The organism is Kibdelosporangium banguiense (assembly GCF_017876405.1).
GTDB lineage: Bacteria > Actinomycetota > Actinomycetes > Mycobacteriales > Pseudonocardiaceae > Kibdelosporangium > Kibdelosporangium banguiense.
Genome location: NZ_JAGINW010000001.1, coordinates 9,378,458 through 9,392,266, shown reverse-complemented (window position 1 = coordinate 9,392,266; position 13,809 = coordinate 9,378,458). Strand labels below are relative to the sequence as shown.

The 13,809-nt window shown below is 66.0% G+C and carries 12 protein-coding genes and 1 pseudogene; 8 read left to right on the top strand and 5 right to left on the bottom strand.

The window, feature by feature from the left end:
• The first annotated feature begins 4 nt into the window (after positions 1–4).
• Both JOF56_RS42645 and JOF56_RS42640 read left to right on the top strand, forming a co-directional pair.
• Positions 5–1,522, top strand: coding sequence for an arabinofuranosidase catalytic domain-containing protein (locus JOF56_RS42645; RefSeq protein ID WP_245378616.1), 1,518 nt, complete (start codon positions 5–7; stop codon positions 1,520–1,522).
• A gap of 114 nt (positions 1,523–1,636) precedes the next feature.
• Entirely contained in the window at positions 1,637–2,710 is a 1,074-nt protein-coding gene (locus JOF56_RS42640) for an RICIN domain-containing protein (RefSeq protein WP_209645261.1), read from the top strand.
• Positions 2,711–2,810: 100 nt separating this feature from the next.
• Here the strand turns inward: JOF56_RS42640 and JOF56_RS59740 are convergent, their stop codons facing one another.
• Positions 2,811–4,088, bottom strand: a complete 1,278-nt coding sequence (locus JOF56_RS59740) for an extracellular catalytic domain type 1 short-chain-length polyhydroxyalkanoate depolymerase (protein WP_209645260.1) — start codon at positions 4,086–4,088, stop codon at positions 2,811–2,813.
• A gap of 409 nt (positions 4,089–4,497) precedes the next feature.
• On the opposite strand from JOF56_RS59740, the gene JOF56_RS42630 reads away from it, so the two are divergent.
• The 6 genes from JOF56_RS42630 to JOF56_RS42610 all read left to right on the top strand — a co-directional run bounded on the left by JOF56_RS42630 (position 4,498) and on the right by JOF56_RS42610 (position 10,621).
• Positions 4,498–5,451, top strand: coding sequence for an alpha-amylase family protein (locus tag JOF56_RS42630; RefSeq protein ID WP_245378615.1), 954 nt, complete (start codon positions 4,498–4,500; stop codon positions 5,449–5,451).
• On the top strand, positions 5,358–5,753 hold the full coding sequence (locus tag JOF56_RS58660; protein WP_245378614.1) for an RICIN domain-containing protein: 396 nt from the start codon (positions 5,358–5,360) through the stop codon (positions 5,751–5,753). Before JOF56_RS42630 ends, JOF56_RS58660 begins: the two co-directional genes overlap by 94 nt.
• A 94-nt stretch (positions 5,754–5,847) precedes the next feature.
• Positions 5,848–7,314, top strand: coding sequence for a glycoside hydrolase family 10 protein (locus JOF56_RS42625; protein WP_245378613.1), 1,467 nt, complete (start codon positions 5,848–5,850; stop codon positions 7,312–7,314).
• 42 nt (positions 7,315–7,356) lie between these two features.
• Complete coding sequence (locus tag JOF56_RS42620; RefSeq protein WP_209645259.1) at positions 7,357–8,715, top strand: RICIN domain-containing protein; 1,359 nt, start codon at positions 7,357–7,359, stop codon at positions 8,713–8,715.
• A 26-nt stretch (positions 8,716–8,741) separates the two neighbouring features.
• Positions 8,742–10,028 carry a ricin-type beta-trefoil lectin domain protein gene (locus JOF56_RS42615; protein WP_209645258.1) on the top strand — a complete coding sequence of 429 codons (1,287 nt, stop codon included), beginning with the start codon at positions 8,742–8,744 and terminating at the stop codon, positions 10,026–10,028.
• Positions 10,029–10,057: 29 nt separating this feature from the next.
• The gene (locus JOF56_RS42610) at positions 10,058–10,621 is read left to right on the top strand and encodes a DJ-1/PfpI family protein (RefSeq protein WP_209645257.1); all 564 of its coding nucleotides are present in this window, start codon (positions 10,058–10,060) and stop codon (positions 10,619–10,621) included.
• A 56-nt stretch (positions 10,622–10,677) separates the two neighbouring features.
• On the opposite strand, the gene JOF56_RS60885 is transcribed toward JOF56_RS42610, so the two are convergent.
• From JOF56_RS60885 to JOF56_RS42595, 4 genes and pseudogenes are all read right to left on the bottom strand, one after another.
• Positions 10,678–10,803 carry a hypothetical protein gene (locus tag JOF56_RS60885; RefSeq protein ID WP_372448304.1) on the bottom strand — a complete coding sequence of 42 codons (126 nt, stop codon included), beginning with the start codon at positions 10,801–10,803 and terminating at the stop codon, positions 10,678–10,680.
• 3 nt (positions 10,804–10,806) lie between these two features.
• A pseudogene (locus JOF56_RS60880) lies at positions 10,807–11,109 on the bottom strand (TIM barrel protein); the annotation flags it as partial.
• Between the two features lie 259 nt (positions 11,110–11,368).
• Positions 11,369–11,842, bottom strand: a complete 474-nt coding sequence (locus JOF56_RS42600) for an ATP-binding cassette domain-containing protein (protein ID WP_372448401.1) — start codon at positions 11,840–11,842, stop codon at positions 11,369–11,371.
• A gap of 231 nt (positions 11,843–12,073) precedes the next feature.
• Positions 12,074–13,777 carry a ThuA domain-containing protein gene (locus tag JOF56_RS42595; protein WP_245378612.1) on the bottom strand — a complete coding sequence of 568 codons (1,704 nt, stop codon included), beginning with the start codon at positions 13,775–13,777 and terminating at the stop codon, positions 12,074–12,076.
• Between the last annotated feature and the right edge of the window lie 32 nt (positions 13,778–13,809).

Below are 13,809 nucleotides of genomic sequence, written 5' to 3'. Positions count from 1 at the left end.
AACAATGCACCCTTCATCCGTTTCCCTGCAAGGCCGTGCGACGCGTGGGCGTCGCTGGTCGGCGGCGGTTGGTGTGCGTATGGCCGTGGCGCTGATCGCGGTGCCGGCGGCCACGTTGACCTGGACGGCACCCGCCTCGGCGGCCGGCACAGGACCATGTGACATCTACGCTTCGGGCGGCACGCCATGCGTGGCCGCGCACAGCACTGTGCGGGCGCTCTACGGCTCGTACAACGGCAACCTCTATCAAGTCAGGCGTTCGTCGGACAACACGACCAGGGATGTCGCTGTCCTGACCGCGGGTGGCGCGGCCAACGCGGCCACTCAGGATTCCTTCTGTGCCGGCACTTCCTGTGTCATCACGGTGGTCTACGACCAGTCCGGCAAGGGGAACGACCTGTGGTACCAGGGATCGAGTGTGGTTCCCGGCTCGAGTCAAAGCAGGCCGGCGAACGCCACCTCCGAGTCGCTGACAGTCGGCGGCAGCAAGGCATACTCGCTCTACATCAACCCCGGCAACAGCTACTGGCGTGATGGCCACCTGACGGGCGTTCCGACCGGAAGCGCGCCCGAAGGCATGTACATGGTGACCAGTGGCACGCACGTCAACGGCGGCTGCTGCTTCGACTACGGCAACAGCGAGACGACCAGAAGCGCGGACGCCGCCGGAGCGATGGACGCGATCAACTTCAGCACACAGTGCTGGTTCGGCGGGTGCTCCGGAACAGGTCCCTGGGTCCAGGCGGACCTGGAATGGGGGCTGTATCCCGGCGGCAGCCAGTCCTGGAACCCCAACCAGCGGGCCTTCCCCAACAAGTTCGTCACCGCGATGCTGAAGAACAACGGGACGTCACGATTCGCCATCAAGGGCAGCAACGCACAGGCCGGCACCATGACGACGCTGTGGGACGGCGCCCTTCCATCCGGATACAGCCCGATGAAGAAGCAAGGGGCGATCATCCTGGGCAGTGGCGGCGACTGCTGTAAACCCGGCGGCGGTGCCAACCTGAGCGCGGGGACCTTCTACGAAGGGGCCATGGTCTCCGGTTACCCGTCCGACGCGACCGACGCCGCGGTGCAGGCCAACATCGTCGCGGCCGGGTATGCCACGGGTGGCGGCTCCGGTTCGAGTGGAGCGGTTCGCGCGGTGGGCGCGGGCAAGTGCCTTGATGTCAACGGAAGCAGTACGACTCCGGGCACGCAGTTGCAGATCTGGGACTGCCACGCCGGTACCAACCAGACCTGGACACGCACCGCGACGGGTCAGCTGACCGTCTACAGTGACAGCAACACGAGGTGCATGACTGCTCTGAACAATCAGACCAGTCCTGGAACCCAGGTTGTGATCTCGTCGTGCAACGGCGGTGCGGGTCAGCAGTGGCAGTTCAACGCCAACGGCACCGTCACGGGTGTGCAGTCCGGGATCTGCCTGGACGTCAACGGCGGATCGACCGCCAACGGCGCCAAGACCATCCTGTGGACGTGCCACGGTGGCAGCAACCAGCAATGGTCACTCGGCTGACCCACGCTGGATCGTAGGCACTGGCAGGGAACCGTTCCGGGGCTCTGCCAGTGCTGTGGGTACCCCTGCACAGCAGCAGTCGACACTGCGCTGACCCACGTAAGGAGAACAACTATGCGCACGCGTCTTCCATGGCTCGTGAGCGCGCTGGCTTTGGTCGTAGGCATGACGATTCCCAGCGCGACCGCCGTCGCGGAATCGAACGGCGGAGTCCGCGTGATGCCGTTGGGCGACTCGATCACCGAGGGGACACAGGTTCCCGGCGGATACCGGATCGGGCTCTGGCAGCGGATCGTGGCCAACAGGTATCAGGTCGACCTCGTCGGCTCGCAGTTCAACGGTCCCGCCGGGCTCGGCGACCATGACCACGAAGGACATCCCGGCTGGCGCATCGACCAGATCGACGCGAACATCGCCGGCTGGTTGCGCACCACCAATCCGCGTACCGTGTTGCTGCACATCGGCACCAACGACATCCTGCAGAACTTCAACGTCTCCGGCGCCCCCGCGCGGCTGTCCACATTGGTCGACCGGATCACCGCTGCCGCGTCGTCCGCCGAGGTGTTCGTCGCCACGATCATCCCACTGGCCAACTCCGGCCAGGAGGCGAACGCCCGCGCCTTCAACGCCACGATCCCCGGTATGGTGCAGAGCAAAGTCAACGCTGGCAAGCATGTGCACCTGGTCGACATGCACGCCGCGCTGACCACGGCCGATCTGATCGACGGCGTTCACCCCACCGCCACCGGCTACGACAAGATGGCCGCGGCCTGGTTCACTGCCCTGCAATCGGTGCCGGGGAGTATCGGCAGCCCTGTCGAGGGAGGCAAGCTGATTGTCGGCGGCCAGTCCGGTCGTTGTGTGGACGCGCCGAATACCAATGGTGCGCAGGCGCAACTGTGGGACTGCAATGGCCAGGCTTGGACCTATACCGCGAATCGGCAATTGACCGCGAATGGCAAGTGTCTCGACGCGTACGCCCAGGGTACGAACAACGGTACTCAGGTCGTGCTCTGGGATTGCAATGGCCAGGCGAACCAGCAATGGAATGTCAACGCCGACGGCACGATCACCGGTGCGCAGTCCGGTCTGTGCCTGGACGCTACCGGCCGCGGTACCGCCAACGGCACGAAGATCGTCCTGTGGTCCTGCAACAGTCAGACCAACCAGCAATGGGCTTTGCGGTGAGTTTCGAGGTTCTTGGCGTCGAAAGTTTCGGGCATGGCATGGCGCGGCTGCCCGGCGTGCGAACACCGCACGCCGGGCGCCGGACCACTGTGGACGGGGGTCAGCCCGCCGCGCAGGCGGATCCGTTGAGCGTGAACGCCGATGGCGCTGTGTTGGTCCCGGAGTGGCTCGCCTGGAAACCGAAGCTCACGGTGGCGTTCGGGGCGATCGTCCCGTTCCAGGTCACGTTACGGGCGTTCGCCTGGGTGCCGGACTGGGTGACAGTGGCGTTCCAGGCGCTGGTCACCTGCTGGTTGCCCGGCCATGTCCACTGCAGAGTCCAGCCGTTGACGCTCGACGTGCCGGTGTTGGTGATCCGGACATCGGCGGTGAAGCCGGTGCTCCAGGACTCCGGCTGGTAGGTCACGCGGCAGCCGGTGGCAGGGTCGGGCGGTGGCGGTGGCGGGGGAGTGGTGCCGGTCAGGCCGAAGAACTGGATGGCGTACTGGGCCATCCCGCTCATGGGCAGGTTGTGCCCCGCGCCGGCCACGGTGATCGCTTCCACCCGGGTGGTACTGGACGAATCGTTCCAGCGCTGCCGGGTCCAGCTGGCCTGCGGTTTGTCGGTGGACGTCGGCGTCGTGCCGAGGCCGTGCACGTTCGTCCACTGGTCGATCTCCTCCTGCAGCTCGGAGTACGCGACCACGTTGTCGGCCGTGCCGTGCCACAGTTGCATTCGCGGCCACGGCCCGGTGTAGCTGGGATTGGCCCGGCGCACGATGTCGCCCCACTGCTGGGGCGTCTTGCCGAGGTTGCCGGCGCACGGCGCAGGGTTGCCGCCAGGCTGGTACGCGGCCTCGTTGGGGAAGCACGCGAACGGCACGCCCATGAATGCCGCACCGGCCTTGATCACGTCGGGGTACAGCGCGGCGATGGCGTTGGTCATCATCGCGCCGGACGACGAGCCGGTGGCGTACACCCGGTTGGGGTCGCCCTGGTACTGACGTTTCGCGTACATGATCATCGAGATGATCGACTCCACGTCGGTGCCGGCACCGCGGATCTTCGACGCGTCCGACCAGTTGTCGAAGCAGTTGAACTTCTTGTTGGACGCAGACGGGTAGATCACCACGAAACCGTGCTGGTCGGCGAGGCGCCCGAACTCACTCGACTGGTAGAACTGCGGTCCGTTGCCGCCGCACGGGTGCATGGCGACCACGATCGCGGGTGTGGGTCTGACGGCGTTCGGCACGTAGACATGCATGCGCAGGTTGCCGGGGTTGCTGCCGAAGTTCGGCACTTCCGTCAGCGAGGCAGCGGCGGCGGGCGGCGCGAACGCGATGCCCATCGCCGCGAGCAGGGTCGCCGTCCCAACGATGGCGGCCTTCGTGCGAAGCATCTGTCACCTCCTATCGAAACTTTCGATCTTGACAGCGAAATACCCTTGTGACGTTAGACAGCTTCGTGACGGCCGTCAACACATTGCCCATCATTGTGGCGATGCGGCCGGGTGGTAGCCGGAAGGAGTTGTGAGCAGGAGGGAATTCTCCGAATAAGACAGTTTTCGCGGCCGGGGGTGGTCACGTTCCTGGTCGATTCCGCGCGCCCGGAAAAAGGTGCATGTTTGCGTTAACATTTATTCGGGCTCATGACGACGTTGTCGTCGTTTTCCCGGTCGATGTGATTGCTTGTTCGACAGGATGTAGTCGTGTTAGCGTTCACATAATCGTCGTGTAACGATGTGTACGAACCTGATCGGGCACCGTTGTCGTGCGCAGGTGCTCGCCGTCAACGATGATGGGGTTCTCATGTGCGATGAAGCACTTGCCCGCGGCATGGCCGTGGTACGTCGCTTGGTCAATCGATTCCGCTGCCATCGGGCGTTGCTGATCGTCGCGTTGCCGACGGCCGGGCTGGCCTTGGCGCCGGTCCCGTACCAGCCGGCGGGGTTCGCCGCGCCCGGCAGCCCAGCGGTCACACCACCTCTGGGGTGGAACAGCGACGCGCTGCGGGCCACTGGGCGGCCGATTGTGTTCAGTATCAACCCCAACAGCTTCCACGCGATCACAGGTGACAAGTACAACTGGGGTGAGGTCGCCGATCTGTGGCGCACCACCGAGGACCTGCTCGACATCTGGCAGAACGGCAACACCAACAGCTATCCGATGGGGGTCGGCAACGTCGTCGACGTCAACGCCCCGCTGGCCGCACAGGCCGGGCCCGGGCACTGGAACGACCCGGACATGCTGGTGGTCGGCCGGCCGGGACTGTCGTTGACCGAGTCGCGGTCGCATTTCGCGCTGTGGTCGCTGATGGCGGGCAACGACATCCGCACCATGTCCGCTGACGTCAGCGCGATCTTGCGCAACCCGCGGTTGCTGGCGGTGAACCAGGACCGGCTCGGTGCCGGCGGACGCCGGGTGCGTGACGATGGCGCCACAGAGGTGTTCGCCAAGCCGCTGTCCGACGGATCGGTCGCGGTTGGACTGTTCAACCGTGGTGGTGGCACTGCGACAATCAGCGCGACGGCCGCGCAGATCGGACTGTCCGGCGACTCCTTCACGCTGACCGATCTGTGGACCGGGTCCACGTCCAGCAGCGGCGGCCAGATCACCGCCAGCGTCCCGGCACATGGCGTGGCGGTCTACCGGGTGGCAGGCGGTAGCCCTTGTCCAGCACGACTTCGCGGCTTCGTGGCAGCGGTTCAGGACGTTGCCTCGATGTCACCAACGCCTCGACCGCCGCGGGCTCGGCCGTGGTGATCTGGGACTGTCACACCCCCGCGAGCCAGCTGTGGACGACGTGGCCGGGCGGCGAGATCCGGGTTTACGGCGACAAGTGCCTCGACACGGAGAACCAGGGCACCGCCAACGGGACGCGCGTGCTCATCGGGTCCTGCAACGGCCAAGCCGGTCAGAAATGGACCCTCGGCGCGGACGGATCGGTCACCAACGTCCACTCCGGACTCTGCCTGGACGTCAACCAGGCCGCCACCGCGAACGGCTCGCGGCTGATCCTGTGGAGCTGCAACAACCAGTCAAACCAGAAGTGGGCCCGTGGGTGAGCCGGTCACCGGCGTGGGCCACTCGACGCACGGCGGCTGCCGGTGCGGGGGAGGTGAACCAGCGGACTCCCGTGCGTGAAGAGAAAGGATGAACATGACCCTGCATACCCTTCTCCCCGGACAATGGCCCCGCAGACTCGTCCGCGGAGCGGTTGTCTCGCTCGCGGTCGCGAGTGCTGTGATCACCGTGCCCAGCACGGCGACGGCAGCGGCGTCCACTTTGGGCGCGGCGGCGGCCGAGTCGGGCCGTTACTTCGGCGCCGCGGTGGCCGCGGGCCGGCTGGGCGACTCGCAGTACACGACCATCCTCGACCGGGAGTTCAACATGGTGACTCCCGAGAACGAGATGAAGTGGGACTCGACCGAGAGGTCCCGCAACAGCTTCAGCTTCGGCTCGGCCGACCAGATCGTCAACCACGCGCGGAGCCACAACCAGCGGCTGCGCGGGCACACGCTCGTCTGGCATTCCCAGCTGCCCGGCTGGGTCAGTTCGATCGGCGACGCGAACACCCTGCGCAGCGTGATGAACAACCACATCAACCAGCTGATGGGCCACTGGAAGGGCCAGATCTACGCCTGGGACGTGGTCAACGAGGCGTTCGCCGACGGCGGGAGCGGCCAGCTGCGCAGCTCGGTGTTCCGCGACAGACTCGGAACCGGGTTCATCGAGGAGGCGTTCCGCACCGCGCGTGCTGCCGATCCGGCCGCCAAACTCTGTTACAACGACTACAACATCGAGGACTGGAACGCGGCCAAGACCCAGAGTGTGTACCGCCTGGTCCAGGACTTCAAGACCCGTGGCGTGCCGATCGACTGCGTCGGGCTGCAGGCGCACTTCGGCTCCGGCGGCCCGCCGAGCACGTTCCAGACGACGCTGTCGAGCTTCGCCGCGCTCGGTGTGGACGTACAGCTGACGGAGCTGGACATCGCACAGGCGTCGTCGAACGCGTACACCAACACTGTCCGGGCGTGCATGAACGTGGCGCGCTGCACTGGCATCACCACTTGGGGCGTCCGGGACAGCGACTCCTGGCGCTCGGGTGAGAACCCGCTGCTGTTCGACCGTAGCGGCAACAAGAAACCGGCCTACAACGCGACACTCACGGCGCTTAACGGCACGGTCGGCGGGGGACCGGTGCAGGTTGGTGTGAACTACCGCCTGGTGGCTCAGCACAGCAACAAGGCAGCGGAGATCACAGGCTCGTCGACAGCCGCTGGTGCGTTGTTGCGGCAGTGGTCGTCGACCGGTGCGACGAACCAGCAGTTCGATTTCCTCGACTCGGGTGGTGGTTACTACCGGATCCGGGCCCGGCACAGCGGCCTGGTCCTGCAAGTGGCCAGTGGCAGCAGCGGCGCCGACATCAGTCAGCAGCCGGATTCCAATGCCACCAGCCAGCAGTGGCAGGTGGTCGACCAGGGCGGTGGCGTGGTGAGTCTGGTCAACCGGCAGAGCGGGCTGGCGATGGACGTCTGGCAGGCCTCCACCGTCGACGGTGCCCGCATCTCCCAGTGGACGGTCAGCGGTGCCGCCAACCAGCGGTTCCAGCTGCAGCGCACCTAGCGGGGGAGCAACGACATTCGGAAGAACAGAGGGAGTCATGTGATGCCAAGGTGTAGATCCTTCTTCAGATCCCTTGCGGCCACGGCGCTTCTGGTGCTGGCGGCGAGCGGCACCGCGCAGGCAAGCCCGGACGCGGCCGAGTCACCTGCAGGTGTCGGCATCGCTGCCTCGACTGCCGGGTGCGGCAAGGCCCCGGCATTGGCAAGTGGCACGCACACGATTCAGAGCAACGGCAAGAGCCGCAGCTTCATCCTGAAGGTCCCTGACACCTACGACAACAACTACGCCCACCGGCTGGCCTTCGGGTTCCACTGGCTGGGCGGCACCGCCCAGCAGGTCGCCTCGGGCGGGAGCGACGGGTACGCCTGGGCCTACTACGGCATGCAGTCGCAGGCGGGCAACAGCACGATCTTCGTCGCGCCCCAGGGCATCAACAACGGCTGGCCCAACTCCGGCGGTGAGGACGTGACCTTCACCGACGACATGATCAGGGTGATCGGAAACGCTCTCTGCGTCGACACGACCCAGCTGTTCTCGGTCGGATTCAGCTACGGCGGCGCGATGAGTTACTCGCTTGCGTGTTCCCGCGCGACCGTCTTCCGCGCGGTGGCGGCCATCGCGTCCCCCAACGGGATCAGCGGGTGCAGTGGTGGCACGCAACCCATCGCGTACATGGGTATTCACGGCATCTCGGACAACATCGCCGGCGGACGGGCGCAGCGGGACAGGTTCGTCAGGAACAACGGGTGCACGCCCCAGAACGCGCCGGAGCCCGCAGGAGGCAGCCGCACGCACATCAGCACCAACTATTCGGGCTGCCGAGCCGGATACCCGGTTGTCTGGGCCGCGTTCGACGGAGGCCACCAGCAAGGCCCAGTGGACAACTGTGCCGGGTGCGAGAGCGGTGCCCGCAGCTGGGTCAAGCCGGAGTTGTGGCGGTTCTTCACCCAGTTCAGCAGCACTCCGCCCCAGCCGCCGGTCCAGGTCGGCGTGAACTACCGGCTGGTGGCTCAGCACAGCAACAAGGTTGCGGAGATCACGGGTTCGTCGACGGCGGCCGGTGCGTTGTTGCGGCAGTGGTCGTCGACCAGTGCGACGAACCAGCAGTTCGATTTCCTTGACTCGGGCGACGGGTACTACCGCGTTCGGGCGCGGCACAGCGGTCTGGTGCTACAGGTGGCCGACAGCAGCAGCGGTGCGGACATCAGCCAGCAACCCGACACCAACGCCACGAGTCAGCAGTGGCGCGTGGTCGATCAGGGCGGTTCGGTCAGCCTGGTCAACCGGCAGAGCGGTCTGGCGATGGACGTGTGGCAGGTGTCGACAGCTGACGGTGCCCGCATTTCGCAGTGGACCGTCAGTGGCGCCGCCAACCAGCGGTTCCAGCTCCAACGTGCGTAGTTTCAACACAACTCTGGAGAACGACGATGTTCGGTAGATCCATGTTCGGAGCGGTCGCGGCGCTCCTTGTGCTCGCGGCGGGTGGCACCGCCCAGGGCAGTGGCCTCGACAGTGACGTCGGCACGGCTGCGGCGACCCCCGGCTGCGGTAAGACCCCCACATTGCGCAGCGGGCCGCAGACGATTCAGAGCAACGGCAAGACCCGCAACTTCATCCTGCGGATTCCCGACAACTACAACAACCAGAACCCCTATCGGCTGATCTTCGGCTATCACTGGCGGGGCGGCACGGCCAACGATGTCGACTCGGGCGGGAGCGACCGGGACCTCTGGGCCTACTACGGCCAGAAGCGGCTGGCGAACAACAGCGCGATCTTCGTCGCGCCGCAGGGCTTCGGCAACGGCTGGGCCAACTCCGGCGGTGAGGACGTGACCTTCACCGACGACTTGGTCAGGCTGATCCAGAACGACCTCTGTGTCGACACGACCCAGCTCTTCGCCATGGGATTCAGTTACGGCGGCGGGATGAGTTACTCGATCGCGTGTTCCCGCGCGAATGTCTTCCGTGCGGTCGTGGTCTACTCCGGAGCACAACTCAGCGGGTGCAGCGGTGGTACCCAGCTCATCGCGTACATGGGTATTCACGGCCTGAGTGACAACGTCCTCAACATCGGTCTGGGGCGAGGGCTGCGTGACACGTTCGTCCGCAACAACGGCTGCACGCAACAGAACCCACCGGAACCCCGGCAGGGCAGCCTGAGCCACATCACGACCACCTACTCGGGATGCCGTTCCGGGTATCCGGTTGTGTGGGCGGCGTTCGACGGAGGCCACGGTCCCGCACCCATCGACGGGGCTTCGGGTGACAGCGGCGCCAGGACCTGGACATCGGCCGAAGCGTGGAAGTTCATCTCGCAGTTCGGCCCCGGCACCCCGCCGCCCGGGGCCAAGCAGATCGTCGGCGCCGAGTCCAGCCGGTGCGTGGACGTGCCGAACACCAACGGTACGCAGGCACAGCTGTGGGACTGCAACGGGCAGGCCAGCCAGTCCTGGACGAACACCACCGAGCGGCAGCTGAAGGCCCACAGCACCAAGTGCCTCAGCGCGTCCGGCCAGAACACCGGCGCTCAGGTGGTCATCTCGGACTGCACCGGTCAGGCCAACCAGCAGTGGACGGTCAACGCCAACGGCACAATCGTCGGCGCGCAGTCCAACTTGTGCCTGGACGCGAACGGCCGGGGCACGGCCAACGGCACGAAGATCATCCTGTGGACCTGCAACGGCCAGACCAACCAGCAGTGGACCCTGCGCTGATCACGACATGTGGAGGATAGGAGCGAGTGGTGGCCAAAGTGCTTGTCCTGACTGGCGATGCTGCTGAGGAACTGGACTGCATGTACCCCGTGTTCCGGCTCAGGGAAGGCGGCCACGAGGTGGTCGTGGCCGCGCCCACCATGCGTGCCGTCAAGCTGGTGGTCCACGACTTCGAGGCCGGCTGGGACGCCTACACCGAGAAGCCGGGCCACCAGTTGCCGGTGGACCTCGCGTTCGCCGACGTGCGGCCGGAGGACTATCAGGCGCTGGTGATCCCGGGCGGCCGGGCGCCGGAGTACATTCGCACGGATCCTGATGTGGCCCATATCGTGCGCCATTTCTTCTCGCGCGATCTCCCAGTGGGCACCATCTGCCACGGCGCTCAGGTACCGGCCGCGATGGGCCTGTTGCGTGGCCGTGCGACGGCGGCGTCCCCGCCGTTGCGAGCCGACATGGAGCAGGCCGGTGCGATGTTCATCGACGGTCCGGACGTGGTGGACGGCTCGATGGTCTCCTGCCGTGGCTGGCCGGACCTGCCCGAGTGGTCGCGGGCGTTCATGCGTGTGCTGGAAAACGCGAACGTGCCGGCCTGAGTGACAGTCTGCTTCGCCACGGCGAGTGGTTTTCGCTGTGGCGAAGCAGACCGTTGCTACAGGGATTTGAGAAAGGCCAGGCCGTTGGCGGCCAGGTAGTCCTGGCTCGCGGCCAGCGGCCGCCAGATCGATGCCGCGGTGGCGATGCTCGCGTTGTGTGCGGTGAACGATTCGATACACAAGGGACCGTCGTATTCGGCGTCGTCCAGCGCCGCAACCAGCCTCGGCCAGTCGAGGTGATCATGGCCGGGCGTGCCGCGGTCGTTGGCGCATACCTGTACGTGTGCGATTTTGCCTTTTGCCGCCCGGATTGTGGCCGGGATGTCGGTCTCTTCGATGTTCTGGTGGTAGAAGTCCAGTGCGACACCGCAGGACGGTAGTCCGGCCAGTGCCTCCAGTGTCTGGCCGATTGTGTTGAGCAGGCTTGTCTCGTATCGGTTGAGCGGCTCGACAGCGACAGTGACACCGGCCTGCCATGCATGTTCCAGAACCGGCCGGAGATTGTCGCGCAGTTCACGGATGTCGAACTCGCGTTCTGCTCGGTGCCCATCGACTTCAGCTGGACCGAACGCAGCAACTGCTCGACATCGATCCGCCTACGACCGAATGCCGCGTTGCGGACCAGCATCGTGTTGTCCCGCACGGTCTGGCGCAGGGCCAGGCCTTGGCCTTTGCGGTCCTCGGTGACATGCGCGATGCCCTGCCGGATCGCGGCCCGCGGCGACCGGATGTGCACCAAGCGACCGTCTACGTCGACCTCGCCGGAGCCCTGCAGGCCTGCCAGGCCGACGATCTCGCCCGCGGCGCCACGGGTAACCGCCGCACCAGGGTTCGGGGCGTGATCCCGTGCTCGCCCAATCGGCCGAGCAGATCGGCCGTGTCGGCTTCCATCCGGCGGCGATCCACCTGGCCGCGCCGGACCGGTTCCCGGCCGAGGTAGACGTTCTCGGCCACGCTCCGGTCCGGCAGCAGGTTCAGCTCCTGATGCACGATCGAGATGCCGGCTTGCTGGGCATCGCGCGGTGAGCCGAACGACACCTTCTGTCCATTCAGGACGATCTGGCCGCCGTCCGGCCGGTGTGCGCCGGCGAGGATCTTCATCAGCGTGGACTTGCCCGCGCCGTTCTCGCCCACCAGGGCGTGCACCTCGCCCGCGGCCAGGTCGAGATCGACATTGCCGAGCACAGTCACACCGAGGAACTGCTTGCTGATCCCCGTCATCCGCACCACCGGCATCATGGGTACATTCACTGAATTCCTAACGGGAGTCGAGCGGTGATGGCTTTGTCGCGCTGGTCGTTTGTGCCTCGCAACGCGCCCGGCATCGCCCCGGCCCCGGCGGCGGCCGGCCTCGGGCGAAGATGCCGGTTTGCGTGGGGCGGGGCGCAAACGACCGGCTTTGGCGACAAAGTCCGTCCGAGCGGAGCGAGGACAATCAACACTGTCGGGTTCTCAGGGCAGGGTCCAGCGTTGGTTGGTGCCGCCGTGGCAGGTCCAGATGATCAGCTGGGTGCCGTCGGCGGAGCTGGCTCCGTTGGCGTCCAGGCACTTGCCGGACTGGGAGTTGACCAAAGATCCGTTCGATCCGGCCGCCCAGTTCTGGCTGCCCGATCCGTTGCAGGTGGACAGCTGGATCTGAGCGCCGTTGGCAGTGCTCCCACCCGCGACGGTCATGCACTTGCCCAACGCGCGCAGCGTGCTTCCGCTGACAGTCCACTGTTGTTTGGTGCCGCCTGAGCAGGTCCAGAGCTGGATCTTGGTGCCGTCGGTGGTGTTGCCGCCGTTGACGTCCACGCACTTGCCCGCCACACCGGTGATCGGCCCGGTGCGGGGGACGGTGCCGCCCTGCTCCTTGATCCGGATGTTGCGGAACGACACGTCGTCGCCGGTGCCGTGGTTCTGGATGCCGATGTACCCGGAGGTCAGTGAGCGCACCGGGTCGGCGTTGGTGAAGTCGTTGATCTTCACCCCGTTCAGGAACACCTGCAGGCGCTCACCTTCCACCAGCAGCTCGTAGGTGTTCCACTCACCGGGCGGGTTCAGTGCGGCGTCGCGGGCGGCCTGGTCGGCGGCCTTGAACCCGTAGATCGAACCGGTGGTCTTGTCCACGGTGTCCGTGGCGTCGATCTGGACCTCGTAGCCGTTGTCCATCGCCGAGTTCGGATCGGAACTGGCCGGGAAGCCGACCAGGACGCCGGAGTTGTCGTCACCGGGCATCCGCCAGTCCAGCTTCAGCGAGTAGGAACGGAACTCCTTGGTGCTGTACCACAGCATTCCCAGCCCGCCGGTCGAGGTCAGCGTGCCGTTGCTGTTGGTGAACGAGCCCGGACCGGCCTGGGACCAGCCGGTGGTGGAGCCGTTGTAGAGCGTCGTGTAGCCGGTTTCCGGCCGGCAGTCCGCCTTGGTCCGGTTGGCCGCGTACCGGATGCCGCCGAGCACCAGCGACCGGAAGTCCGCCTCGGTGTAGCTCGCCTGGGTGTGGCCGTTGCCCGTGTAGAACGAGCGTCCACCTTGGAGTGTCTTGCACCAGGTGAACGGGTGGTCGGCGCCCATGCCGCCACCGGAGTACGTCGATTCGTCCAGTGTGGTCAGGACTCGGGCAGTCGACCGGACGTTGGTCCGGAAGTTGTACCATTCGTCGGTACGCACCCAGGCGGGGTTGAGGTGCTGGGTGGCCTGGTGCGCCCGGTTCTCGACCCGCTCGGTCGCCTGCTGGATGGCTGGGTGCGAGGAGAAGTACGCGCCCACAAGCTCGCCGTAGAACGGCCAGTCGTACTCGGTGTCGGACGCCGAGTGGATGCCTACGTAACCGCCCCCGCCGCGGATGTAGTTCTCGAAAGCGGTCTGCTGGGTGGGGTTGAGCACGTCCCCGGTGGTGCTGAGGAACACCACGGCTTCGTACTGGGCCAGGTTGCTCGCGTTGAACTGGTTGGCGTCCTCCGTGGCGGTCACGGTGAAACTGTTGGCCGAGCCCAGTTCCCGGATCATCTGGATACCGGCGGGGATGGAGTCGTGCCGGAAGCCCGCGGTCTTGGAGAACACCAGCACGTCGTAGGGCGTGTCGGCAGCGTTGCTTGGTGGGACGGCATTGAACGCGAGGGTTACGAACGCGGCCGCGGACAAGCCGAGCACGCGTCGGGTGAGCGAATGTCTCATCTTCGGCCTTCTGCAGGGGGAAGGCGGTGTGG

Coding starts and splice junctions, on each gene's coding strand:
- JOF56_RS42640 (WP_209645261.1), top strand. CDS start 1,637: ATGCGCACGCGTCTTCCATGGCTCGTGAGCGCGCTGGCTTTGGTCGTA.
- JOF56_RS42630 (WP_245378615.1), top strand. CDS start 4,498: ATGTGCGATGAAGCACTTGCCCGCGGCATGGCCGTGGTACGTCGCTTG.
- JOF56_RS42615 (WP_209645258.1), top strand. CDS start 8,742: ATGTTCGGTAGATCCATGTTCGGAGCGGTCGCGGCGCTCCTTGTGCTC.
- JOF56_RS42595 (WP_245378612.1), bottom strand. CDS start 13,777: ATGAGACATTCGCTCACCCGACGCGTGCTCGGCTTGTCCGCGGCCGCG.
- JOF56_RS59740 (WP_209645260.1), bottom strand. CDS start 4,088: ATGCTTCGCACGAAGGCCGCCATCGTTGGGACGGCGACCCTGCTCGCG.
- JOF56_RS42600 (WP_372448401.1), bottom strand. CDS start 11,842: ATGACGGGGATCAGCAAGCAGTTCCTCGGTGTGACTGTGCTCGGCAAT.
- JOF56_RS42645 (WP_245378616.1), top strand. CDS start 5: ATGCACCCTTCATCCGTTTCCCTGCAAGGCCGTGCGACGCGTGGGCGT.
- JOF56_RS42625 (WP_245378613.1), top strand. CDS start 5,848: ATGACCCTGCATACCCTTCTCCCCGGACAATGGCCCCGCAGACTCGTC.
- JOF56_RS42620 (WP_209645259.1), top strand. CDS start 7,357: ATGCCAAGGTGTAGATCCTTCTTCAGATCCCTTGCGGCCACGGCGCTT.